At 72.1% G+C, this 23,332-nt stretch carries 23 protein-coding genes and 1 pseudogene; 8 read left to right on the plus strand and 16 right to left on the minus strand.

Features of this window, described 5'->3' with window-relative positions:
- Complete coding sequence (locus QRX60_RS34370) at window positions 1-1,446, plus strand: FAD-dependent oxidoreductase (protein ID WP_285995595.1); 1,446 nt, start codon at window positions 1-3, stop codon at window positions 1,444-1,446.
- A gap of 2 nt (window positions 1,447-1,448) precedes the next feature.
- On the opposite strand, the gene QRX60_RS34375 is transcribed toward QRX60_RS34370, so the two are convergent.
- The 10 genes from QRX60_RS34375 to QRX60_RS34420 form a co-directional block, all read right to left on the minus strand.
- Complete coding sequence (locus QRX60_RS34375; protein ID WP_285995596.1) at window positions 1,449-1,856, minus strand: pyridoxamine 5'-phosphate oxidase family protein; 408 nt, start codon at window positions 1,854-1,856, stop codon at window positions 1,449-1,451.
- Between the two features lie 2 nt (window positions 1,857-1,858).
- The gene (locus QRX60_RS34380) at window positions 1,859-2,362 is read right to left on the minus strand and encodes a winged helix-turn-helix transcriptional regulator (protein WP_285995597.1); all 504 of its coding nucleotides are present in this window, start codon (window positions 2,360-2,362) and stop codon (window positions 1,859-1,861) included.
- Window positions 2,363-2,436: 74 nt separating this feature from the next.
- The gene (locus tag QRX60_RS34385; protein WP_285995598.1) at window positions 2,437-3,576 is read right to left on the minus strand and encodes a M20 family metallopeptidase; all 1,140 of its coding nucleotides are present in this window, start codon (window positions 3,574-3,576) and stop codon (window positions 2,437-2,439) included.
- On the minus strand, window positions 3,573-4,559 hold the full coding sequence (locus QRX60_RS34390; protein WP_285995599.1) for a ketopantoate reductase family protein: 987 nt from the start codon (window positions 4,557-4,559) through the stop codon (window positions 3,573-3,575). The genes QRX60_RS34385 and QRX60_RS34390 overlap by 4 nt, the downstream gene beginning before the upstream one ends.
- Window positions 4,552-5,331 (minus strand): SDR family NAD(P)-dependent oxidoreductase, encoded by a 780-nt coding sequence (locus tag QRX60_RS34395; RefSeq protein ID WP_285995600.1) that lies wholly within the window; start codon window positions 5,329-5,331, stop codon window positions 4,552-4,554. Before QRX60_RS34395 ends, QRX60_RS34390 begins: the two co-directional genes overlap by 8 nt.
- A complete protein-coding gene (locus QRX60_RS34400; RefSeq protein WP_285995601.1) occupies window positions 5,331-6,617 on the minus strand; it encodes an MFS transporter in 1,287 nt (428 codons plus the stop codon). The genes QRX60_RS34395 and QRX60_RS34400 overlap by 1 nt, the downstream gene beginning before the upstream one ends.
- Window positions 6,614-7,501 carry a polysaccharide deacetylase family protein gene (locus QRX60_RS34405; protein ID WP_285995602.1) on the minus strand — a complete coding sequence of 296 codons (888 nt, stop codon included), beginning with the start codon at window positions 7,499-7,501 and terminating at the stop codon, window positions 6,614-6,616. Before QRX60_RS34405 ends, QRX60_RS34400 begins: the two co-directional genes overlap by 4 nt.
- Window positions 7,498-8,505 carry an Lrp/AsnC family transcriptional regulator gene (locus QRX60_RS34410; protein WP_285995603.1) on the minus strand — a complete coding sequence of 336 codons (1,008 nt, stop codon included), beginning with the start codon at window positions 8,503-8,505 and terminating at the stop codon, window positions 7,498-7,500. The genes QRX60_RS34405 and QRX60_RS34410 overlap by 4 nt, the downstream gene beginning before the upstream one ends.
- Window positions 8,506-8,704: 199 nt before the next feature.
- Window positions 8,705-9,646, minus strand: a complete 942-nt coding sequence (locus QRX60_RS34415; RefSeq protein ID WP_285995604.1) for a carbohydrate kinase family protein — start codon at window positions 9,644-9,646, stop codon at window positions 8,705-8,707.
- Window positions 9,643-10,314, minus strand: coding sequence for a class II aldolase/adducin family protein (locus QRX60_RS34420; protein WP_285995605.1), 672 nt, complete (start codon window positions 10,312-10,314; stop codon window positions 9,643-9,645). Before QRX60_RS34420 ends, QRX60_RS34415 begins: the two co-directional genes overlap by 4 nt.
- Before the next feature lie 55 nt (window positions 10,315-10,369).
- Between QRX60_RS34420 and QRX60_RS34425 the strand changes: the two genes are divergently transcribed.
- From QRX60_RS34425 to QRX60_RS34435, 3 genes are read left to right on the plus strand one after another with little or no spacing between them, the layout of a single operon-like run.
- Window positions 10,370-10,969 (plus strand): TetR family transcriptional regulator, encoded by a 600-nt coding sequence (locus QRX60_RS34425; protein ID WP_285995606.1) that lies wholly within the window; start codon window positions 10,370-10,372, stop codon window positions 10,967-10,969.
- Between the two features lie 10 nt (window positions 10,970-10,979).
- Window positions 10,980-11,777 carry a thymidylate synthase gene (locus QRX60_RS34430; protein ID WP_285995607.1) on the plus strand — a complete coding sequence of 266 codons (798 nt, stop codon included), beginning with the start codon at window positions 10,980-10,982 and terminating at the stop codon, window positions 11,775-11,777.
- A complete protein-coding gene (locus QRX60_RS34435) occupies window positions 11,774-12,232 on the plus strand; it encodes a dihydrofolate reductase (protein ID WP_285995608.1) in 459 nt (152 codons plus the stop codon). Before QRX60_RS34430 ends, QRX60_RS34435 begins: the two co-directional genes overlap by 4 nt.
- A 233-nt stretch (window positions 12,233-12,465) precedes the next feature.
- Here QRX60_RS34435 and QRX60_RS34440 read toward each other — a convergent pair whose 3' ends face one another.
- From QRX60_RS34440 to QRX60_RS34460, 5 genes are all read right to left on the minus strand, one after another.
- A complete protein-coding gene (locus QRX60_RS34440; RefSeq protein ID WP_285995609.1) occupies window positions 12,466-13,017 on the minus strand; it encodes a DUF3592 domain-containing protein in 552 nt (183 codons plus the stop codon).
- Between the two features lie 69 nt (window positions 13,018-13,086).
- The gene (locus QRX60_RS34445; RefSeq protein WP_285995610.1) at window positions 13,087-13,641 is read right to left on the minus strand and encodes a snapalysin family zinc-dependent metalloprotease; all 555 of its coding nucleotides are present in this window, start codon (window positions 13,639-13,641) and stop codon (window positions 13,087-13,089) included.
- Window positions 13,642-13,786: 145 nt separating this feature from the next.
- The gene (locus tag QRX60_RS34450) at window positions 13,787-14,344 is read right to left on the minus strand and encodes a TetR/AcrR family transcriptional regulator (protein ID WP_285995611.1); all 558 of its coding nucleotides are present in this window, start codon (window positions 14,342-14,344) and stop codon (window positions 13,787-13,789) included.
- A gap of 1 nt (window position 14,345) precedes the next feature.
- On the minus strand, window positions 14,346-15,836 hold the full coding sequence (locus QRX60_RS34455) for an MFS transporter (protein ID WP_285995612.1): 1,491 nt from the start codon (window positions 15,834-15,836) through the stop codon (window positions 14,346-14,348).
- Window positions 15,837-15,906: 70 nt separating this feature from the next.
- The gene (locus tag QRX60_RS34460) at window positions 15,907-16,185 is read right to left on the minus strand and encodes a hypothetical protein (protein ID WP_285995613.1); all 279 of its coding nucleotides are present in this window, start codon (window positions 16,183-16,185) and stop codon (window positions 15,907-15,909) included.
- Window positions 16,186-16,412: 227 nt separating this feature from the next.
- On the opposite strand from QRX60_RS34460, the pseudogene QRX60_RS34465 reads away from it, so the two are divergent.
- A pseudogene (locus tag QRX60_RS34465) lies at window positions 16,413-16,642 on the plus strand (hypothetical protein).
- A 162-nt stretch (window positions 16,643-16,804) separates the two neighbouring features.
- Here QRX60_RS34465 and QRX60_RS34470 read toward each other — a convergent pair.
- On the minus strand, window positions 16,805-17,977 hold the full coding sequence (locus QRX60_RS34470; protein WP_286003761.1) for an ROK family transcriptional regulator: 1,173 nt from the start codon (window positions 17,975-17,977) through the stop codon (window positions 16,805-16,807).
- 147 nt (window positions 17,978-18,124) lie between these two features.
- Between QRX60_RS34470 and QRX60_RS34475 the strand changes: the two genes are divergently transcribed.
- From QRX60_RS34475 to QRX60_RS34485, 3 genes are read left to right on the plus strand one after another with little or no spacing between them, the layout of a single operon-like run.
- Window positions 18,125-19,555, plus strand: a complete 1,431-nt coding sequence (locus QRX60_RS34475) for an APC family permease (RefSeq protein WP_285995614.1) — start codon at window positions 18,125-18,127, stop codon at window positions 19,553-19,555.
- Window positions 19,552-22,422 (plus strand): glycosyl hydrolase 2 galactose-binding domain-containing protein, encoded by a 2,871-nt coding sequence (locus QRX60_RS34480; protein ID WP_285995615.1) that lies wholly within the window; start codon window positions 19,552-19,554, stop codon window positions 22,420-22,422. The genes QRX60_RS34475 and QRX60_RS34480 overlap by 4 nt, the downstream gene beginning before the upstream one ends.
- A complete protein-coding gene (locus QRX60_RS34485) occupies window positions 22,419-23,309 on the plus strand; it encodes an ROK family protein (RefSeq protein ID WP_285995616.1) in 891 nt (296 codons plus the stop codon). Before QRX60_RS34480 ends, QRX60_RS34485 begins: the two co-directional genes overlap by 4 nt.
- The last annotated feature ends 23 nt before the right edge of the window (window positions 23,310-23,332 follow it).

Consider the following 23,332-nt stretch of genomic DNA (forward strand, 5'->3'; position numbering starts at 1 on the left):
ATGGCGTTCGCGATCACCCAGACCTGCTGCGCCGACGCGTCCTGCGTGTCGGTCTGCCCGGTCAACTGCATCCACCCGACGCCGGACGAGCCGGACTTCGGGCACACCGACATGCTCTACGTCGATCCGGCCACCTGCATCGACTGCGGCGCCTGCGCCGACGCCTGCCCGGTCGACGCGATCTTCCCGGCCGGTGACCTGAGCGGGCCGCTGAAGGTCTACGAGGAGATCAACGCGGAGTACTACGCGGGCCGCGACGTCCTCGCCGAAGCCACCGCCGCCCCGAACTTCCACCGCTGGTCGCCGCCGGAGTTCGGCCGCGTCCTGCCGAGCGACTTCGCGCCGCTGGACGTCGCGGTCGTCGGCACCGGCCCGGCGGGCATGTACGCCGTCGAAGACCTGTTGCTGCACACCGGTTCCCGGGTCACCCTGATCGACCGGCTGGCGACGGCCGGCGGCCTGATCCGCTACGGCGTCGCGCCCGACCACCCGGCGACGAAGAAGATCGGCGAGACGTTCGCGCGCTTCCACGACCACCCCCGCCTGCGGCTGCGGCTCGGTGTCGAGGCCGGACCCGAGCTGGCCGAACGGCACGATGCGGTGATCTACGCGGTCGGCGCCACCGAGGCGCGCCGGCTCGGCGTCCCGGGCGAGGACCTGCCGGGCAGCCTGCCCGCGGCCACGGTGGTGAACTGGTACAACGGCCACCCCGGCGTCCGGCCGGACGCCGTCGACCTCTCGGCCGAGCGGGTGGTCGTCGTGGGCACCGGCAACGTCGCCCTCGACATCGCGCGCATCCTGACCGCGTCGCCGGAATCGCTGGCCGGTACGAGCATCGCGCCGGCCGCGCTCGCCCGGCTGCGGTCGAGCAAGGTCCGCGAGGTCGTGCTGCTGGCCCGGCGCGGCCCGGCCGACGCCGCGTACACGCGCCCGGAGTTGCTCGCCCTGGCCGCCCGCGGCGGCCTCGTCGTGGACGCGCACGATCCGCGCATCGCGGCGGAGATCGACGCCGGCGAAGGCAAGGCGGCGATGCTGCGGGGGATTCCGAGCGAGGAGGTGGACTGGTCGTCGCCGCCCCCGGACGGCGCACGCCGGGTCGTCCTGCGCTTCCACTCTTCGCCGCTGGAGTTCACCGGGGACACCGAGGTTCGCGGCGTTCGCGTGACCGGCGACGTCGAGATCACCGCCGGGCGGGTCGTGCGGGCGGCCGGGTTCCGGGGCCTTCCGGTGCCGGGCCTGCCGTTCGACGAGGTCACCGGGACGATCCCGAACACGGCCGGCCGCGTCGAGCCGGGCACTTACGTGGCGGGGTGGATCAAGCGCGGCCCGTCGGGGGGCATCGGCGCGAACAAGGCGTGCGCCCGCGAGACGGTGGGAGCGCTGCTGGAAGACGCGGTGGCCGGCCGGCTGCGCACCCGCCGGCGCGGGCTGCTCCGCCGCGCCTGAGCTCAAGGCCGGTGGCTGGTGTGCGTGAACTCCACTGTGGACAGCATCGAGGTGTCCGTGGGACTCGTCCGCTTGCGGCCGAAGGCGAGCACCTTCGCCGGCTCGACCGCGAACACCACCGCGTCGTGCCCGCCCTGCCGGAACCCGTCATCGGTCGCCTCGTAAACCCAGCTGCCGTCCCACTTGGCCAGCCATGCCTCGGCGAGCCGCTCCAGCTTGGCCCGGTCGGTGACGCGGCGCGCGACGCCTTCGACCACCACGTCCAGGGCGTCGTCCCACGCGTCGCGTCCCGTGGCCCGCACTGTCGTGAGCCAGCTGATCTGCGCCGCTTCCAGTGCTTTCACGGTGTCGGCCCAGCCGGCGGCTTCGGTACCGGGGTCGCTGAACCGTTCGTCGAGCCGGGTTTCCATCGTCACTCCGTTCGTCGGTCGCGGACGGACGCCGCACAAGCGGCCTCGAGGCGCTCGGCGACGGTCGGGCCGTCCGGCGCCTCCCCGCGATGGGTTCCGAGGTGGGTTTCGCGCAGTTCGTCCATGAAGGCCTCCCACAGCGGGGGACCGCCGGCGGTGAGCACCTCGGCCCGTGCCGCGTACTCGTCGGCCACGGGCAGGTGCCGGACACCCCACGCGCTGAGCTGCACGAGCACCGGCACCAGGTCGATCGCCCGCTCGGTCAGGCTGTAGGTGACCTTCTGCTTGTGCGACGGATCGTCGGCCCGGGTCAGCAGCCCGTGCTCGACGAGCACGGCCAGCCGGTCGGCCAGCACGTTCGACGAAATCCGCTCTTCGCCGCCGAGCAGCTCCCGGAAGTGCCGGGCCCCGCCGAAGACGACGTCACGCAGGACGAGCAGCGTCCACCGGTCGCCGAAGATCTCTAGCGACAGGTTGATCGGACACCTCGACCGCGTCTCCCGCACTGCTCCCACCTCACAACCGGTTGCGTTACGAGAGCAGTAGTACCCCGGAACGACCGGTGGTAAGCCGAGAGCGGTTATCCGGCGAGCCGGTGCAGGACGGCGGCGGCCAGCGCCGTCCGTTCGAGCATCCCCTCGACACTGATGTGCTCGTGCCGGGCGTGCGCGCCGTCGCCGACCGCGCCGAAGCCGTCCAGGACCGGGTGGCCCAGTGCCGCCACGAAGTTCCCGTCGCTGGCGCCGCCCACCGAGCATTCCCGCAGCGTGACGCCCAGTTCCGCCGCCTCCTCGCGGGCCAGCTCGTACAACCGTGCGATGGCTTCCGAGCGTTCCATCACCGGCCGGTTCCATCCGCCGGTCACCTCGATAGTCGCGCGGGCGTCGTGCGCCTTCAGAGCTGCCAAGCCCGCGTCGATGCGGGCCGCCTCGGCTGCGCTGGACACGCGGACGTCGATCTCGCCGGACGCCGCGCCCGCGATCACGTTCTGCCGGGTGCCGCCGGTGATCACGCCGACGTTCACCGTGGTGCCGGCGTCCGGATCGGACAGTCCGTGCAGGGCGAGGATCGCCCGCGCCAGCTCGTCGACCGCGCTCGCGCCCTTGGCCGGGTCGAGCCCGGCGTGCGCCTCGACGCCGGTCGTGTGCACCTGGAACAGGCCGACGCCCTTGCGCGCGGTCTTCACCGCGCCGTCGGCGCTCGCCTCGAACACCAGCGTCGCGCGCGTGCCCGCGGCGGCTTCTTCGATCACCGGGCGGGACGCCGGGCTGCCGATCTCCTCGTCGCCGTTGAGCACGAGCCGCACCGCCGGGCGCGCCAGCCCGGCGGCGTCGAGCGCGCGCAGCGCCCACACGGCGTGCACCAGGCCGGACTTCATGTCGAAGATCCCGGGGCCGGTCGCCCGGTCACCGTTCACGGTGAACGGCCAGTCCGCGAGCGTCCCGAGCGGCCACACCGTGTCGTAGTGGCACACCAGGAGCACCGGCTCGCCGGTGCCGGGGAAGTCGTAGACCCTGATGTCGCCGTACTGCCCGCCGTCGACGTCCCGGACGTTCTCCGGTGAGCCCAGCCGCTCGCGCAGCCAGCCGTCCACCCAGGACAGTCCGCGGTCCAAAGCGGACTTGTCGTCGCTGGGTGTCTCGATGCCGACGTAGGTCGCTACGTCGGCCAGGAGCTCGTCGCGGTGCGTGCGCACCCACTCGTGCAGTTCGCGGATCACAGCACTCGCTCCAGGTCGGTCAGGTGGTCTTCGGACATCGCGGCGGCGCCGGTCTCGACCTCGCGCAACCGGGTCAGCATCGCGCGCAGCAGGGGCACGTCCGCGGCCGCGAGCACCGGCGCGTAGTGGTGGTGCACCTCGACCGGGCGGTGCCGGACGGCGATGTCGCGCCAGATACCGCTGCGGTCCTTGGGCTGGGTCCGCAGCCACGCGACCAGCCGGTCGGTCGCCTCTTCGCGGCCGGACGCGCCCGGCAGGTAAGCGGCCGGGTCGAACTGGTCGAACGCCTCCAGCCTGCGGTCGCCGGCTGCGGCGAAGACCTCGGCCGTGAGTGCGTGCATCAGCGGGCGGTGGCGGTCGATCAGGTCGGCCATCGGCGCGTCGGCCAGGGCGGTCGTCGTCAGCATCGCGCCGAAGCCGAGTTTCGCCCACAGGTAGCCTTCGACGTTGGCGGTCGCCTTCGCCGGGCCCCACGCCTGCAGGTCCGCGACGACCTCCTCGACGCGGTCGGTGATCCGGCCGTCGGGCTCGCCGACGACCAGCGCGCCGAGGCCGCCGTCCCGCACGAGGCCGGGCTCGACGACGTCGGCGAAGAGGTTCACGAACGCCCCGACCGTCCGTTCCGGGCCGACGTGCGACGCGATCAGTGCTTCGTTGAGCCCGTTCTGGAGTGAGACGACGAAGCCGTCGGGCGCGAGCCGCGGGGTCAGCCACGGCAGCACGGCTTCGGTGGCCTGGGCCTTGACGGCCAGCAGCACCCGGCCGAGCACCGGCGGGGCGTCGCCGGGGAGGAAGGCGGGCAGCTCCACGGTCTCGTCGCCGTCGGGGCGGCGCAGGGTGAGACCGCGGCCGGCGATCGCGGCCACGTGGGCGGCGTCGGTGTCCACGATGGACACCGGGTGCCCGGCCCGCGCGAGGTGGAACGCGAGCGTCCCGCCGATCGCGCCGCCGCCGACCACCGTGTACGAGCGCCGGTCAGACATGCGCTTCCTTTCCTTGCTGTACGGCCGTTTCCCCGGCCCAGTGCAGCGGCAGCCCGGCCGCGCCCGCGGTCGAACCGCCGTCGACGCGCAGGACGGCGCCGGTGATCCAGCCGGCCTCGGGGCCGGCGAGCCAGAACACCGCGTCGGCGATTTCGCGTGGTTCGCCGCGCCGGCCGAGCGGGTTCACCGACACCGCCGCCGCGTATGCCTCGGTGACGGGGTTCGCGTCGCTGTCCACGGTCACGAAACCCGGGCTCACGGCGTTCACGCGGATGCCGTGCGGGCCCAGCTCGACCGCGCAGGCCTTGGTGACCATCTCCAGCGCGGCCTTCGACGTCGCGTAGTGCGCGGCGCCGGGACGCGCCCGGGTGGCCGCGCCGGAGGAGATGTTGACGACGCTGCCGGAGGTCCCGGCGGCGGCGTGCGACTTTCCGAACGCGACGGTCGTCAGCAGCGCGGCGCGGACGTTGACGTCTTGCACGCGGTCCCAGATCGCCGCGGTCATCTCCAGCAGGGGAGTGGCGGGGTAGATCCCGGCGGCGTTGACGAGGACGTCGACCGGCCCGGCCCGCTCGACGAGCCCTTCGGCGTAGTCCGCGTCGGCGAGGTCGCCGGGCAGCTCGACGACCTCCGCGGGCAGCCGGGCGGCCACGGCGGACAGTTCGGCCGGCCGGACGTCGGACAGGACGAGGCGGTCGCCCGCGGCGGCGAACCGGGCCGCGATGGCGGCGCCGATGCCGCCGCCGGCCCCGGTGACGAGCACGGTCCGCACTACAGCTCCTTCCCCTTCGTCTCGGGCATGGTGAGGTAGACCGCGACGCCGACGAGCGCGGCGGCCGCGACGTAGATCCACACCAGGTGGCCGAGGTGGTTCGCGTTCAGCCAGGTCGTGACGTACGGCGCGGTCCCGCCGAAGAGCGCCACGGCGAGCGCGTACGGCAGGCCGATGCCGGTGGTGCGGACCTCCGGCGGGAACTGCTCGGCCATGATCACCGCGCAGTTCGCCGAGTAGCCGACGATCAGGACGAGCCCGATCAGCTCGATGACGAACACGCTCCAGAAGCTGTTGCCCAGGAAGTGGAACGCGGGCCAGGCGAACACCACGAACCCGGCGGCGAACGCCGTCATCGTCGCCTTGCGCCCGAGCCGGTCGGACAGCAGGCCACCGAAGGGCAGCAGCGCGATGAACACGACCATGGCGAGGGTGTTGGCCAGCAGCGCCGTCTTGAGCGGGATGCCGGTGGCCAGGTGGGCGTAAGCCGGCATGTAGGTGACCCACACGTAGTAGATCAGCGTCCCGGCGATGGTCACGCCGGCCACGCGCAGCGCGGCTTTCGGGTGGTCGCGCAGCATCGCGACCACCGGGTTGCGCCGCGGCTTCGCGGCGATCTTGGTGAACGCCTCGGTTTCGTGCACCGAGACCCGCAGCCACAGCCCGACCAGGCCGAGCAGCCCGGCGAGGCCGAACGCGAGCCGCCAGCCCCAGCCGTGCAGGTCGGCGTCCGACAGCGTCGAGTTGAGGATCGTGCCCATCAGCGCGGCCAGCAGCGAGCCGAGGCCGACCGAGACCTGCTGCCACGACCCGGCGAACGCCCGGCGCCCGGGTGCGGCCGACTCGATGAGGAACGCCGACGACGAGCCGAACTCGCCGCCCGCGGAGAAGCCCTGCACGAGCCGGGCCAGCAGCAGCACGATCGGGGCCAGCACGCCGATGCTCGAGTACGTCGGGCACAGCGCGATGACGATCGACGCCCCGGCCATCAGCGAGATGGTGAGCGTGAGACCTTTCTTGCGGCCCTTCCGGTCGGCGTACGCGCCGAGCACGGCCCCGCCGATCGGCCGCATGACGAACCCGACGGCGAACACGGCCAACGTGGACAGCAGGGCCGTGGTTTCGTTGCCGCCGGCGAAGAACTGGCCGGCGAAGACCGGGGCGAACGTCGCGTAGACGGCCCAGTCGACCCATTCGACGGTGTTGCCGACGGCGCCGGCGGCGATCGCCTTGCGCTGCTGGGCCGTCAGCCGGTGCGAGACGGCGGTGGTGTCCACAGTGGTCATGACTGCTCCCGGAGGACGTGGTCCACGATCTGCGCGTGCGTGGCGAACCAGACGCCGTCGTGGCCGGAAATGTGGTCGAGGAGCTCGGCCAGGATCGCGATCCGCGAGCGGTGGCCGATGATGTGCGGGTGCATGGTGAGCTGGAAGATCCCACCGTCGGCGTAGGCGGCGTCGAACTCGTCGCGCCAGATCGACAGCACGCCGCGCGGCGGGGTGTAGGGCCGCAGCGAGGCGAACCGGTCCATCATGAAGTACGGCGCGTCGTCGCGGATCCACTCGACCGGCAGCTCGACGACGCCGGTGGGTTCGCCGTTCTCGACGAGCTCGTAGCAGTCGTCGTCGGCCATCAGGGACGAGTCGTACTTCAGGCCCAGCTCGCGCGTGATGGCGAGCGTGTGTGCGGAGAAGTCCCAGGACGGTGTCCGGATGCCGACCGGCCGGGTGCCGGCGAGCCGTTCGAGGACGTCGGCGGCGCGGAGGGCGAGGTCGCGCTCCTCGGTCTCGGTGAGCGCGGTGTTGCGTTCGTGGATCCAGCCGTGCAGCGCCACTTCGTGCCCGTCGTCCACATAGGACTTGACCTCGCCGTCGTGCAGCAGTGCCGACACGGCGGGCATGAAGAACGACGCCGGCGCGTTGTGCTGCCGCAGGAGTTTCAGGATGCGCGGCACGCCTACGCGGGCGCCGTACTCGCCCTGCGCCATCTTGCCGGGCAGGACGTCGCCGTCGCGCAGGGCCGGCGTCTCGTGGTCGGAGTCGAAGGACAGCGCCACGGCGACCTTCGCGCCGCCGGGCCACGACGCCGGGCGCAGCGGGCGCCCCGCGCGGACGTGCTCGACGTGCCCGCGCCACGTCTTCTCGTCCCACTGCCACGGTTGGTCGGTCATGCGTCCTCCAAGCTGGCGGCGGGGGTCGGGGCCCACGCGCGCTTGAGCGTCGAAACCTGCAGGGTCACGTCGGCCTCCCGGAGCCCGGGCAGCGCGCCGACGACGTCGGTGGTGTGGCGGTAGAGCTCCCCGTAGTGGCGCAGCACGATCTGGCCGACGAGGTTGAAGCGGCCGGTGGTGGCGCTCAGGTACTTGGTGCCGGGGTGGGCGGCGAGCTGCTGTCCCGCGCGGTCGAGCTCGCCGGGGACGACCGAGAGCCAGAGCATGAACTCCAGCGCGTAGCCGAACATGGCGGGCTCGGCGAGCGTCCGGAACCGCAGGCAACCCCGGCGGACCAGGGAGTCGACGCGGCGGGCCACGGTGGACTCACTGGTGGCTACCTGCCGGGAGACCTCCTTGAACGGCAGCCGCCCGTCTTCGCCGAGGGCGGCGCAGATGGCGAGGTCGAGCTCGTCGAGCTGCTCGGGCGGGCGCTCCCAGTGCTGCTCTTCGAACGGCCGCACGTCGCCGCCGCGCAGCTCTTTCGCCGCCTCGGGGCTCAGCTCGCCGGAGTCCCAATCGTGGTTGGAGGTGAAGGTGCGCATGACGGCGAAGGTCTCGGCGTCCCGGATCGCCTCGGCGGCGGGGAAGCCGTTTTCCTGCAGGCTCGCGATGTCGGCGTAGGAAGGCAGGACGAACTCGGCGGAGCAGTCGGCGCTGCCGGCGAGCACGGTCGCGTACCGCACGTCGGGCCGCGCGGAGAGGGCTTCGGCGACGGTGGCGGCGGTCCCCGGGCGGCACTTCAGCCGGGTGAGGACCGGGACGCCGAGGCCGCACCGGAGCACGTCGACGACGCCGATGACCCGGAGGCGGCCGCTCTCGGTGAGCTTCTCGGCCCGCCGGAGGACGGTGGATTCGCTCGCGCCGACGTGGCGGGCGACGGCTCCCCAGGACGCCCGTCCGTTGAGCTGGAGGGCTGCGACGATGCGGCGGTCCAGCTCGGTGACTTTGCCTTCGTTCTGCACAAGAGGCATCCTGAATGCAGGAAAACGTCAAGTCAAGGGGTTAGGGTGCGGGAAATCCGCAACACGACCTGAACCTGTGAGGTGGCGCGGGGAGAGCGCCCCAATGTGGCGTTGGGTGCGTGGGACGCACCGAACGCCACATTGGGTGCGTTGAACGCACCGAACGCCACATTGGGGCGCTGTGGCCGTAGCGGGGTGGTTACTTCGTCGGGAGTGTCGGAGTGGCCGCCGCGAAGGCGTCGGCCGCCGCCAGGTCGAACTCGCCGTGGTCGCTGCCCAGCCCCTGGGCCACCAGCCCCGCGGCCGCGCATCCGAGCACCGCCGCCTCGCGCAGCGAGCGACCCAGGCCCACGCCCCGCAGGAACCCCGCCGAGAACGCGTCACCACAGCCCGTCGTGTCGACCACCGGTACCGCGAACGCCGGTACCGCGATCGTCTCCGAGGCCGTCACCACCAGCGCCCCGCCCGCACCGCGCGTGACCGCGACGCACCCGACCCCGCGCTCCAGCAGCGCCCGGGCGCCGTCCTCCAGTGCCACCGCGCCGGTCAACCCCAGCACCTGCTCCCCGTTCGGCAGCAGGTAGTCCAAAGAGGACAGAGCCGGGGCGATCCACGCCAGCACCCCGGGATCGCCCGGCGCCAGCAGGTCGGCCGACGTCACCACACCGGCAGCGCGCGCCGGCTCCAGAATCGAAGCGGCCGCGGTGCCGCCCATCAGCTCCGGCCCGCCCAGGTGCAGGTGGGTCGCGCGGGCGATCTGGGCAACGGGTGCCTCCGACGGCTCGTACCCCAGGTTCGCGCCCGGCACGTGGAACGCCGGCCGGCTGCCGTCGGGGCGGATCGGGAGCACCGACGCCGACGTCTGCACGCCCGGACTTCGCAGCACCAGGGACGTGTCGACGCCGTGGCGTGCGAGCATCGTCAGCAGCAGGTCGCCGATGGGGTCGTCGCCTACCGCGCCCGCCGAACGGACCCGGGCGCCGAGCTTCGCCAGCGTCACCGCCGTGCCCGCGGCCGTTCCCGCCGGGCCGAACCGGATCTGCTCCACCAGCGCCGCGCCCTGGCCCTCCGGGATCGCTTCGACCGGCCGGACCTGCACGTCGAACACGTGCGCTCCCAGCGTCACGACCGTCTGCGTCACCGGTCCTCGATCCGCCGGGGCCGGCCGTACCCGCGCTGCGCCGCAGCGGTCATGACGGCTTCCTGCTGCACGTCGTCCAGCACGCGCGGCGCGCCGAACGCCGCCGCGCGGACGTACAGGCCGCACGCCCACTCCAGCAGCAGCGCGTTGTCCATCGCCGCCTCCAGCGTCGGGCCGTGGGCGATCGCGCCGTGGTTGGCCAGCAACGCCGCCGTCTTGCCCTCGAGCGCCGCGAGGGTGCCCGCGGCCAGCTCCGCGGACCCGAACACGGCGAACGGCGCGACCCGGACCGAGCCGCCCAGCGCGAGCTGCTGGTAGTGCACGCAGGGGAGCTCGTCGAGCACCAGCGACACCGCGGTGGCCTGCGGCGAGTGCGTGTGCACCACCGCGCCCGCGTCGTAGCGCCGGTAGATCCCCAGGTGCAGCTCCAGCTCCGACGTCGGTGCCAGCTCCCCGGCGACGACCGTGCCGTCGAGGTCGACGACGGTCACGTCCGCCGGCGTGGCCGTGCCCAGCACGACTCCCGTCGCGGTCACCGCCACGTGCTCGCCGGCCCGGACGCTCACGTTGCCGGCCGTGCCGATCAGCAGGCCCTCGCCGGCGAGGCCGTTGCCGGCGCGGGCCACCGCCCGCCGCGCGTCGTCGAGTGCGGAACTTCCCACTGCCATGGACCGAGGCTAGGATAAATGCGAAACAAAGTCACGTTCAGGTTTGGAGTGGTCGATGCTGCGGCGGGTACCGCGTCAGGCCCGGGCCCGGGAGAAGCTGGCCCGGGTGCTCGAAGCCGCCGACCGGCTGCTCGCCGAGGAAGGTGTCGAGGCCCTGACGACGACCCGGGTCGCCGCCGCGGCCGGGGTCTCGGTCGGGGCGCTGTACCAGTACCTGCCGGACCGCGACGCCATCACCGAGGCCCTGGCCGAGGGCTACCTCACACGGCTCGAAGACCTGATGACCTCCTTCGCCGAGCAAGCGGCGAAGGAGACCTGGGACGACCCCGTCGGCCTGCTCGTCGACGCGTTCGCCGCGCTCTACCGCGCCGAACCGGGGTTCCGCGCCCTGTGGCTGGGCCGCGGGCTCACCGAGGCGGCGCGGGAAGCCGACGTCGCCCACAAGCGCGTGATGGCCGCCGGCGTGCACCGCGTGCTCGTCGCGCAGGGCCTGCTCCGCAACGACGACGAGGCCGCGACGGCGTGCCGCACCGCGTTCCTCGCCGCCGACGCCGTGATCCAGGAGGCGTTCCGCGCTGAGCCCGGCGGTGCCGCCGCGCTGCTCGACCAGCTGAAGGCGATGCTCCGGGCCTACCTGGAGCGACTCGTCGTCTAGGCTCCCGGGCATGCCCGACACGCAGTACGAAGACCTCCTCCGCCACGTCCTCGACACGGGAGCCTGCAAGGCCGACCGCACCGGCACGGGCACGCGGTCGATCTTCGGGCACCAGCTGCGCTACCGCCTGGCCGACGGCTTCCCGCTGATCACGACCAAGAAGGTCCACTTCCGCTCGGTCGCGTACGAACTGCTGTGGTTCCTGCGCGGCGACGGGAACGTCGGGTGGCTCCAGGAGAACGGCGTCACGATCTGGGACGAGTGGGCCGCGCCGGACGGCGACCTCGGCCCGGTCTACGGCGTCCAGTGGCGGTCGTGGCCCACCCCGGACGGCGGCCACGTCGACCAGATCACCGAGGTGCTGCGCACGCTGCGCGAGAACCCGGACTCGCGGCGGATCATCGTCTCGGCGTGGAACGTCGCCGACATCCCGCGGATGGCGCTGCCGCCGTGCCACGCGTTCTTCCAGTTCTACGTCGCCGACGGTGAGCTGTCGTGCCAGCTGTACCAGCGCAGCGCGGACCTGTTCCTCGGCGTGCCGTTCAACATCGCGAGCTACGCGCTGCTGACGCACATGATCGCCGAGCAGGTGGGCCTGCGCCCCGGCGACTTCGTGTGGACCGGCGGCGACTGCCACATCTACGACAACCACGAGGAGCAGGTCCGCAAGCAGCTCGCCCGCGACGCGCGGCCGTTCCCGACGCTGAGCTTGAAGGACGCGGGCAGTCTCTTCGACTACACCTACGACGACATCGTGCTCGACGGCTACGACCCGCACCCCGGCATCAAAGCTCCGGTGGCGGTGTGATCGGGCTGGTCTGGGCCCAGTCGTCGAACGGCGTCATCGGCCGCGACGGCACCCTGCCGTGGCACCTGCCGGAGGACCTGAAGCACTTCCGCACCCTGACCGCGGGCGCGACCGTCCTCATGGGACGCCGTACGTGGGAGTCGCTGCCGCCGCGCTTCCGGCCGCTGCCGGGCCGGCGCAACCTCGTGCTGTCGCGCACCTCGCAGGAGGGCGTGGAGACGTTCCCGGACCTGCCGGCCGCGCTCGCCACTGTGTCCGGCGACGGGTGGGTGATCGGCGGCGCGGCGGTGTACCGGGCGGCGCTGCCGTTCGCGGACCGGATCGTCGTCACGGAGATCCGGGAGACCTTCGAGGGCGACACGCGGGCACCGGAGGTGGGCCGTGCGCCGGATGACGTCGGGGTGTGGCAGGAGTCGTCGACCGGGCTGCACTACCGCTTCCTGACCTGGAGCTAGGCGACTTTGCGCAGCGGCTGGCGGGCAGCAGCGCGTCGACGGTGAGCTACCCGCCGGCTGGGGGCGGCTCGGCTCGACCGTCTCGACGACGGTTGGCCTGCACGCAGGCTACAACGTGATCCGGCTGGCCAAGGGCGCGCCGTTCTTCGCGGGCGGCACCGGTTACGCGGAACTCGACTACCTGCGGCTCACCTGAGCCAGCGCGCGGTGGGCAGTGGCCACCCGGCGGGGTACTACGGCGTGGTGCTGCGCCGCCGGGGCGGGTGGCGCTCGGCCGAGCCGGCCGACGCGGTAGAGGAGCGCCGGGTGAAGTAGCGGAAGACGAACGACGCGACGGCCAGCACGGTGGCCAAGGAAGCCATGAAGATCGTGGCACCGGTGAAGGACGGCGGATCGCGGACGTCCCACAGGGTGACGTCCGGACGATCGGGGTCGTAGCGGATCGTGAGCCGGTCGCCGATCTCCACCGGCGGCTCACGCGGGAAGTCGTAGAGCGTCGTGACGATCTCCCGGCCGTCCTTGGTGGTGAAGGTGACGGAGACGTTGTAGCTGAGCTTGACCCGGTCGTGGCCGGTGACTTCGGCGAGCGTCTCCGTGCCCGACCCGCGCAGGTGGGCTTCGTACCTCTGCACGGCGAAGGCCCCGAGCGCGGCGGCCAGCGCCGGCACGAGTCCGGCCACGGTGATCCACGCGCCGGCCCGCCCACGCAATCCTCGCGGTCGCGGCCGGGGACGACGCCGGGGCCGGCGCGGCCGGACCCAGGCGACCGGCACGGGTTCGGTCATGCGTCCAGTATGGGCGACGCGAGGCGGGCCCCGGGGAAGATCGTCCCCGGGGCCCGCCTCGGTTCCGGGTCAGAAACCGTAGATCCGCTGGTCGCCGCGGTTCGCCGTGGCGAAGCCGTTGGCCCACAGGGAGTTCACGCGGCTGCGCTCGGCCGAGTTCGGCACCGCGTTGGTGCAGGACGGGCCGGGGCCGCCGCCGGACATCAGCTCCGAGCACGGGCCCGAGTAGTGGTCGGGCAGCCCGAGGGCGTGCCCGGTCTCGTGGGCCGCGATCCGGGTCGGGTTGTACTGGCGGGCCTGGGTGTAGTCGATGAAGATGGTGCCGCTGCCGTGCCCGTTGGTCTGGGCGTAGGAGCCGCGGGGGTCGTTGCCCTCGGTGTAACGCAGGCTCGCCCCGGAGTTGCGCTCGACCAGCCTGACGTTGGTCACGCTGTTGTTCCAGTTGGCGGCGCCGGCGTTGATCACCGAGCGGAACGACGGTGCGCTGGCCGTGCTGTAGTAGACCGTGGTGACGGCGGCTTCCTGCTGGGTGCCGGCCGGAGCGGCGGACGCGGTGCCCGCGGCGATCGGCGTCACGGCCAGAGCCAGCGCGACAGCGCCGGCCAGGGCGAACTTCCTCGACATCGGAAGACTCCTCGTGGGGGACGGGGATTTGCCGGATTTGCGCGCGCTGTCGAAAATTTACCGGTTGGTCCCCATCATGGGAGCCGACTTCCGTAGGGCGGTGCGAGTGGTGATTTCCCAATACCGACTGCGGGTTGACAAACGGTCAGGCCGTCCGCGTCAGCTCGATGAGCTGCTGTTCCAGCTTCCGGGCAGCCGTCACCTCGAGGCCGACCCCCCACAGCGGCGCGGTGCTGGCCCCGTCGGCCGCCGCGACGACCAGGGTGACCACGTGGTCGGGGAGGCCGTCGGCGCGCAGCTCCTCGTTCCACCGCTCGGCGTCCGCGCGGGCGAGCTCCGCGATCTCGGGGATCGAGATCAGCTGGGCGACCAGGGCGATGTTCTCGCGGATCGCGATCTCGTCGTAGGACGTGTCCAGCGACGCGCGCACGTACGCGCGGGTCAGCCGCCCCGGCGCCCTGTCTTCGGGGTCGAGCGCCGCCTGCACCTCGGCGCGGTAGGTGTCCAGGATGTCCTGCGCGAGAGCGCGCACCAGGGCGTCCTTCGCCGGGAAGTGGTACAGCAGCCCGCCCTTCGACACCCCGGCCGCCTTGGCGATGTCGTCGAGGGACGCCGAGATCCCCCGGGTGCGGATGACCGACCCGGCCGCGTCGAGCAGCGCCCGGCGCGTTTCCTCCGGGCCCCGCCCGGCTTTGCGAGGCATGTCAGTCCTTTCCGGACGGAATGGTGCGCCAGGCGATGACGGCCGCGATCGCGGTGACGACGGCGGCCGCGACGGACGTTACCTGCATGGCACCGGTGAACGCCTCGCGGGCGGCCCGCGCCGGCTCGGATGCCGGATCGAGCACGGACACCGCCCCGGCGAGCGAGTCCTGCACCGCCGCGGGGACGTCCGCGGGCAGGAACGCGCGGTAGACAACGGTGACCAGCGAGCCGAGGAGCGCGATGCCCAGTGCCGCACCGAGTTCGTAGGCGGTCTCGGAGATCGCCGACGCCGAGCCGGCCTTGTCCCGCGGGACGGCGGACAGCACGGAGTCGACGGTGAGCGTCAGCGCGAGCCCGACGCCGAGCCCGACCGGCACCAGGCTCAGGCCCAGCCACCAGTACTGCGGCGCTCGTTCGGCCACCGCGACCAGCGCGAGCCCCAGCGCGGCGACGGCGAGCGCCGCAGCGACGGCCCGCCCCCGGCCGAGCCGGCCGACGACCACCCCGACCGCGGCCACGACGACGATCGAGGCCAGCGTCGCCGGCATCTCCGCGAACCCGGCCCGCAGCGGCGAGAAGCCGCGGACGAGCTGCAGGTACTGGGAGAAGAAGAACAGCAGGCCCATCAACGCGAACACCGCGACGAAGCTGGCGAGGACGGCACCGCTGAACGCCCCGTTGCGGAACAGCGAGACGTCGATCAGCGGGTTCTCCGCCCGTCGCTGACGGCGCACGAACGCGACGCCGGACACGACCCCGGCCGCGGCGGCGACGGCCACCTGCGCGTCGATCCCCGAGCTGACGGCGTGCTTGACCGCGTAGACCAGCGGGACGATCGCGGCCATCGACAGGCCGGCCGAGAGCAGGTCGAAGCGACCCGGGTGCGGGTCGCGCGACTCCGGCAGCAGGACCGCGCCCGCGACCAGGAAGACGACGACGATCGGCACGTTGATCAGGAACACCGAGCCCCACCAGTAGTGCTCCAGCAGCGCCCCGCCGACGAGCGGGCCGAGCGCGATGCCGCCGCCGGACCCGGCCGACCAGATCGCGATGGCGCGGGTGCGCTCACGCGGGTCGGCGAACAGGGTGCGGATGATCGAGAGCGTCGACGGCATGATCGTCGCGCCCGCGACCCCGAGCAGCAGGCGGGCCACGACGAGCACGCCCGCGGTGGGGGAGAAGGCGGCCAGGGCGGACGCCAGCCCGAACGCGGCCGTCCCGACGAGCAGCACCTTCTTGCGGCCGAAGCGGTCGGCGAGGTTCCCGGCGGTGACCAGCAGACCGGCCAGGGCAAGGGAGTAGACGTCGCCGATCCAGAGGATCTCGGTCGCGGTCGGCGCGAGTTCGCGGGTCAGTGACGGCACGGCGAGGTAGAGCACCGTGCCGTCGACGGCGAGCAGCAGCACGGCGCCCACCAGTACGCCCAGCGCGGCCCAGCGGCGCCGGTGGCTCACCGGGGCGGGTCCTTGAGTCGGCAAGAGGGTGGTCATGAGCCTTACTGTACCGTCTGGACGGTACAGTAAGCCACGTGGACCGGGTCACAACGCTGCGCGGAGCGGGTCAGTCGTCGAAGCGGGCGGCGGTCCTGTCCGCGCCGGCCAGCTCTTCCGCGAGGATCAGGTTGACGTGCACCGAAGCGTGCCCCAGCACCCGCCGCGCGGCGGCGAGCGCGGTGAGGGCCACGAGGACGCTCGTCCCGACGAGCAGGCCCCCGACGGTGTCCCCGGGGATCACCGCGGCGACCGTGGCGGCCACGAGAACGGGCGGCCACCAGCGGGCGGGGAGGGCGTGCCGCGGGCGCCGGATCCCGGCTCGCGTGCGCTGCCGATGCAGGGTCATGTCGCCTCCGATCCGCCGCCGGGTGGGCTCAACATCATGACTGACCGGCTCGTCCGGGTTACCGGGTATTCGCGGTCAGTACACGATCGCCCGAAATCTCCGTCGAACGGCCCAATCGTGGCTGCTGTGGGTGTCCGGTTTGGGCGTGGGCGTCACCACATCGGGGCTCGAAGTCTGTTCGACCGAGTGTTAGTCGGCGGCGCCTAGGATGAAGGCAGGAGGTGGACATGACGGCGGAGGAGCTGATGGTCGAGTTCGCCTTGACGCGCCTGGATCACCCGGACCTCGACCTGGAGGAACTGGCGGCGCTGGTGGTCCGGCGGGGCGGGCCGGAGCGGGTGCTGGAGTTCGCGTCGGAGAACCTGGCGGAGCGGGGGAGCTGCGGGGAGCCCCGTTCCCGACGGCGGTCGAGCACGTGTTGCGGGTGGTGCTGACGTTGCGCGGTCCTTCGGACTAGGTCTCGTCGGCTGCTCGGCGCGAGCGTCGTCGGTTGGGCATGTGTTGCGGGTGGTGCCGACGTTGCGCGGTCCTTCGGACTAGGTTTCGTCGGCTGCGCGACGCAATCCCCGCCGGTGGAGCGTGTGCTGCGGGTGGTGCTGACGTTGCGCGGTCCTTCGGACTAAGCCTCGCCGGCCGCGCGACGCAGCCCCCGCCGGTCGAACACCAGCTCCCGGGCCGTCCCCAGGGCCGTCGCGATCGCCCCTGCCAGCACGGCGTCCTCACCCAGCTGCCCCGCCACGATCTCCGGCACCACCGGCACCGTCGCGGCCAGCGCCTTCCGCATCGGCGAAGCCAGCAGGTCGGCGTTCCCGCCGATCCCGCCGCCCAGCACGATCAGCCGCGGATCGAGCACCGCCGTCACCGCCGCGACCACGTACGCCAGCTTCTCCGCTTCGTCCGCGACCACCTGCAGCGCCCGCGCATCCCCGGCCCGCGCCAGCCGGAACACGTCCTTGGCCGAGCGCGCCTTCGTCAGCCCCCGCGAGCGGGCCGCCTCGACCACTGCCTGGCCCGCCGCCGCCGTCTCCATCGGGCCCGGGCGCCGCGCCCCCGTCGCCGCCGGGAGGGGGCCGAACGGGAGGTCCGCGATCTCGCCCGCCGCTCCGTGGGCGCCGCGGAACAGCTTGCCCTCCACCAGCAGGCCCATGCCGATCCCCGTGCCGACCGTCAGGCACACCAGGACGTCGACACCCAGCGCCGCCCCGAGCGCGTGCTCGCCCACCGCGCACAGGTTCGCGTCGTTCTCGACGACCACGTCCGAGCCCGCCTCGGCCAGCGCCGCGACGAGCTCGTGCAGCAGCCCGCGCCGCTCCCAGCCCGGCAGGTTCGGCGCGCGGTGGACCGTCCCGGTCGCCGGGTCGGGGACGCCCGGGGTGCCGACCACCGTCGCGACGACGTCGTGCGGGGCCAGCCCGGCCGAAGCCACCGCCCGTTCGACGGATTCGCTCACGGTGCGCACCAAAGCGCTCGCGGAGCGGCACCGGTTGGGCTCGTCGAGCCGCGCGACGATGCTGCCTTCCAGGTCGGCCACGGCGATCCGGATCGCCCGCCGTCCGATGTCCACGCCGACGACGTGCCCCGCGTCCGGTGCCGCCTGGTAGACGACCGCCGCGCGCCCCGGGCCGGCCAGGCTGCGCCCGGTGGTCCGGACCAGTCCGTGCTGCTCGAGATCGAGAAGTGCCTGTCCCACCGTGGGTTTCGACAGCCCCGTCTCGGCCGCGATCTGCGGTCGCGTCGCTTCGCCCTGCCCGCGCAGCCGCTCCAGCACCAGGCGCTGGTTCAGCGCCCGCATGCTCGCCGGGGTTCCCACCTGCGGCCCGATTCGCCCCACGACGTCCCCATCTCCGATCTGCGTTGCCGCAAGTTTATCCACGGAACTCTTTCGACCTTGTCCGTTATATGTTAAGAAACTTTACTAACTACTGGACGGAGGCACGTCGTGAGTTCACCCACTCGTTCAGGGGAGCCGCAACCCGCCCTTGAGCGCAAGATCGGCCCGGTGCAGGCCACCGCGATCAACATGACCCAGATGTGCGGTATCGGCCCGTTCGTCACGATCCCGGCCATGGTCGCCACCATGGGCGGCCCGCAGGCGATGTTCGGCTGGATCATCGGGGCGATCGTCGCCCTCGCCGACGGGCTCATCTGGGCCGAGCTCGGTGCCGCGATGCCGGGCGCCGGCGGCACTTACCTATACCTGCGCGAAGCGTTCCAGTACCGCACCGGCCGGCTGATGCCGTTCCTGTTCGTCTGGAGCGCGGTGCTGTTCATCCCGCTGATCATGTCGACCGGCATCATCGGCCTGGTCCAGTACCTCGGCTACCTGGTCCCCGGCGTCACCGACGACAACGGCACCACCCCGCTGGGCAAGATCATCGGCGTCGGCATCACGCTCGTCATCGTGGCCGCGCTGTTCCGCAAGATCGGCCAGATCGGCAAGCTCACGACGGTGCTGTTCGTGGTCATGCTGGTCGCGGTGCTCACCACGATCGTCGCGGCGTTCTCGCACTTCAGCGGAGCGCAGGCGTTCGCCTTCACCCCGGGCGCGTTCACCTCGGCCGGCGAGGGCACGTTCTGGGGCGGCCTCGGCGCCGGCCTGATCATCGCGATCTACGACTACCTGGGCTACAACACGACGGCCTACCTCGGCGGCGAGGTCCGCGAGCCCGGCCGGACGCTCCCGCGGTCGATCCTCTTCTCGATCGTCGGCATCATGAGCCTCTACTTCCTGCTGCAGGTCGGCGTGCTCGGCTCGGTCCCGCTGGAGGAGCTGAAGAACGCCACCTCGGTCGCCTCGACCGTGCTCGAGCAGGCGTGGGGCACCGTCACGGCGAAGGTCGTCACCGTCCTCATCGTCGTCGCGGCCATCGGCTCGGTGTTCGCCGGCCTGCTCGGCGGCTCGCGCGTGCCGTTCGAAGCCGCGCGGGACAAGGTGTTCCTGCCGATGTTCGGCAAGCTCCACCCGAAGCTGCACCTGCCGACCGCCGGCGTGCTCACCATGGGCGCGATCACCGTCATCGGCTCGCTGTTCACCCTGACCGACGTCATCAACGCGGCCGTCTCGACCCTGGTCATCATCCAGTCGCTGGCCCAGGTGGCGGCCATCTGGACCTTGCGGCGCCGCCAGCCGAACCTGAAGCGGCCCTACCGGCAGTGGCTGTACCCGGTGCCGACGCTGCTCGCGCTCGTCGGCTGGGTCTACATCTACGTCTCCGCGACCTGGCTCTCGATCGGGCTGTCGCTGGGCTGGATCGCCGTCGGCGCGCTCGCGTACCTGGTCTACGCCAAGGCCGAGCGCACGTGGCCGTTCGGGCCCAAGGAGATCAAGGAGGCCTTCGCCTCCACCGAGACCGAAGGGGCGCAGGCATGACGAAGAAGCTCGCGGCGATCGCCGCGCTGATCCTGGTGCCCGGGGTGCTGAGCGTGGCCGCGCCGGCCTCGGCGCAGGAGCCCGCGCAGCAGGAGATCGCGAAGCCGCACGGCCTGAGCACCATCGGCGCGCAGGGCTGGCAGGTCCTCACCACGGCGAGCGTCAAGGACGGCGGCGACAAGGTCTCGACACCCGGCTACGCCACCCGCGGCTGGCTGCCGGTCGAGCCGGACGACGCCGGCGCGCCGGGCACCGAGATCAACGCCCTGGTCCAGAACGGCAAGTGCCCGGACGTCTTCTACTCCGACAACCTGCGCAAGTGCTTCGGGTACGTCGACAAGCTCGGCCCGGTCGTCACGAAGCCGTTCTCCGACCCGTGGTGGTACCGCGCCGACTTCACCCCGGACATCCGCCCCGGCCAGCACGCCAAGCTGACCATCCCGGGCATCGTCGGCGAGGGCGACGTCTGGGTCAACGGCAAGCTCGTCGCCACCAAGGACGTCGTCAGCGGCGCGTTCGCCGGGCACACGTTCGACGTCTCGAAGCTGGTCAAGCCGGGCAAGAACACCCTGGCGATCAAGGTCTACCCCAACGACCCGCTCAAGATGTACACGCTCGACCAGGTCGACTGGAGCCAGATCCCGCCGGACAACAACACCGGCATCCAGTTCCCGCCGACCCTGCAGGTGTCCGACGCGCTCACCGGCGACAACGCGCACGTCGTGCAGGACAACGCCGCCGACCTGTCCAGCTCCTCGCTGACGGTGAAGGTGGACGTCACGAACAACGCGCCGGACACGCAGACCGGTGACGTCGCCGCGACGATCACCCCGCCTTCGGGCGCGCCGATCGTCGTCAAGCAGCGCGTGACGATCCCCGCGAACACCAAGCGGACCGTGGTGTTCGCCCCGGTGAAGATCAGCAAGCCGCGCGTGTGGTGGCCGTACTCGATGGGCGACCAGCCGCTGTACACGCTGACCACCGCGGTCTCGCAGGACGGCCGGCTGTCGACGTCGTCGAAGAGCACCTTCGGCATCCGCACGGTGACCTCGCGTCTGGTCGGGAAGTCCGCGCCGCTGCCGGAGGGCGCGCGGCAGTTCACGATCAACGGCAAGGACTTCGTGTTCCGCGGCGGCGGCTTCGCGCCGGACCTGTTCCTGCGCTACGACTCCGCCGACACCGCGCACCAGATCGCGCTGATCAAGAACATGGGCCTGTCCGGCGTCCGGCTCGAGGGCCACGACATGCCGCAGGACTTCTACGACCAGGCCGATCGCGCCGGGCTGCTCGTGATCGGCGGGTTCATCTGCTGCGACGCCTGGCAGCCGGAGGACGCCTCGACGCTGACCGAGCGCGACTACCGGATCATGCACGACTCGGCGTACACCATCGCGCAGATGGAGCGGAACCACCCCAGCGTCTTCAACTACGGCTGGAGCGACAACGAGCCGGTGCCGCGCCAGGAGTCCGAGACGCTGAAGGCGTTCGAGGAAGCCGACTTCCAGGTACCGGTGATCGCCTCGGCGGAGTACAAGAGCACGCCGACGCTCGGGCAGTCGGGGGAGAAGGAAGGCCCGTACGACTGGGTGCCGCCGTCCTACTGGTACGACACCTCGCACTTCGACCCGGACGACTCCTCGCGCACCAACGCGGGCGGCTCGTGGGGCTTCGCGAGCGAGCAGAGCGCCGGGCACACCGTGCCGACGCTCGACTCGATCAAGCGGTTCCTCTCGCCCGCCGAGCAGGCGAAGCTGTGGCAGGACCCGGAGTACAACCAGTACCACGCCAACTTCGAGCCGGGCCACGGCGGCTACAAGTTCGGCACGCTGTACACGCTGGACCAGTCGATCACCCAGCGGTACGGGAAGTGGAACTCCCTGAAGTCCTATGTGGACCTCGCGAACATCGCGAACTACGAGAACACGCGCTCGCAGTTCGAGGCGTTCCTGCACCACTCGACGGACAAGGCGAACCCGTCGACGGGCGTCGTCTACTGGCAGCTGAACAAGGGGTGGCCGACGCTGCTGTGGTCGCTCTACAACGACGACGGCGACCAGGCGGGCGCGTTCTTCGGCGCCAAGAAGGCGAACAAGCCGCTGCACGCGATCTACGGCTACGACAACGGTTCCGTGACCCTGGACAACCTCGGCGCGGGCACGCAGTCCGGGCTATCGGTGCAAGCCCGCGTGCTCGACACCGCCGGCAAGGTCCTCGACGACCAGACGGCGTCCGGCCTCTCGCTGGGTTCGCAGGCCGTGCGCATCGGCGTCCTGAAGCCGAAGGTGCCGGCCGAGACGAAGGCGCCGGCGCCCGCGCAGGTCTACTTCGTCGAGCTGCAGGTGAAGCAGGGAGGGAAGGTCGTCGACCGCAACGTCTACTGGCTCTCCACGCAGAAGGACGTCGTCGACTGGGGCAAGACGCTGGGCAACCCGCAGGCGACGCTGTCGCAGTACAGCAACCTGCAGGCCCTGCAGAACCTGCCGAAGTCGCAGGTCGGCGCGGTGGCGTCGACCCGCGCGAACGGCGGTGACCTCGTCACCACGGTGACCGTGACCAACACGGCGAAGACGCCGGGGGCGGCGTTCTTCCTGCGGGCCGACGTCCGCCGCGGCACGCCGGACGGGCACGAAGGGCCGGGTGACAACCAGCTCGCGAACGCGACCTGGGACGACAACGACATCACGCTGTGGCCGGGCCAGTCGCAGACGCTGACCGTCACCTACAAGGCGTCCGACCTGCGGGGCGCGGTGCCGGTGGTCAGCGTCGACGGCTTCAACACCGGCCGGATCGTGGTGCGGGCGGCCGGCGGGTACGGCCACCACGGGGACGCGGCGGTGGCGCCGCAGATCGAGGGGTTCAGGGAGTGACAGGGGAACGGATTCTCGGGATCGACTTCGGCGGCACGAAGGTGGCGCTGGGGCTCGCCGACCACGACGGGAACCTGCTGGCCACCCGCCGGCTGGACACCGACGCGCAGGCGGGGGCCGAGCAGGTGGTGGTGCGGGCGCTCGCCGGGGCCAAGGCGCTCCTGGCCGAGGCGGGCACGGCGCCGGCCGCGATCGGTGTCGTGAGCCCGGGGATCGTGCTGCCGGAGGAGATCCTGCTCGCGCCGAACGTCCCGGGCTGGGAGCAGCTGCACCTGGCCGAGCTGGTGGCGGCCGAGTTCCCGGCCGTGCCGATCTCGGTGGGGACGGACGCGAAGGCGGCGGCACTGGCGGAATGGCGGTGGGGCGCGCTGGCCGGGGCCGACCCGGCGGTGTTCCTGTCCCTGGGCACCGGCATCGCGGCGGCGGTGCTGGTCGGTGGCCGGTTGCTGACCGGCGCCAACGGAGCTGCGGGCGAGATCGGGTACAACCTGCTCTCGCCGCAGGACACCGAAGGCTTCGCAAGCGGAGCGGCGCCGCTCGAGGAAGCCGTCGGTGGGCGTGGGCTGGGCGGCCGGGCGAGTGAACTGCTCGGCCGCCCGGTCACCGCGGGCGAGCTGTTCGCCCTGGCCAAGGAGAACGTCGAGGCCAAGGAACTGGTGACGGCGGCGCTCGACGAGCTGTCGATGCACGTGGCGAACCTGGCGATCGCGCTGGACCCGCAGCGCATCGCGGTCGGCGGCGGGCTGGTGCGTTCGGCGGACGTGCTGCTGCCGGCGCTGGCGGACCGGCTGGCGCACGCGGTGCCGTTCCCGCCGGAGCTGGTGTCGGCCCGCTTCGACCAGGACGCGGCGCTGCTGGGCGCGGTGGCGCTGGCGCTGGGCGGGTAGGCCTCCGGGTGGCGCGCCGGTGC

Source organism: Amycolatopsis mongoliensis (assembly GCF_030285665.1).
Taxonomy (GTDB): domain Bacteria; phylum Actinomycetota; class Actinomycetes; order Mycobacteriales; family Pseudonocardiaceae; genus Amycolatopsis; species Amycolatopsis mongoliensis.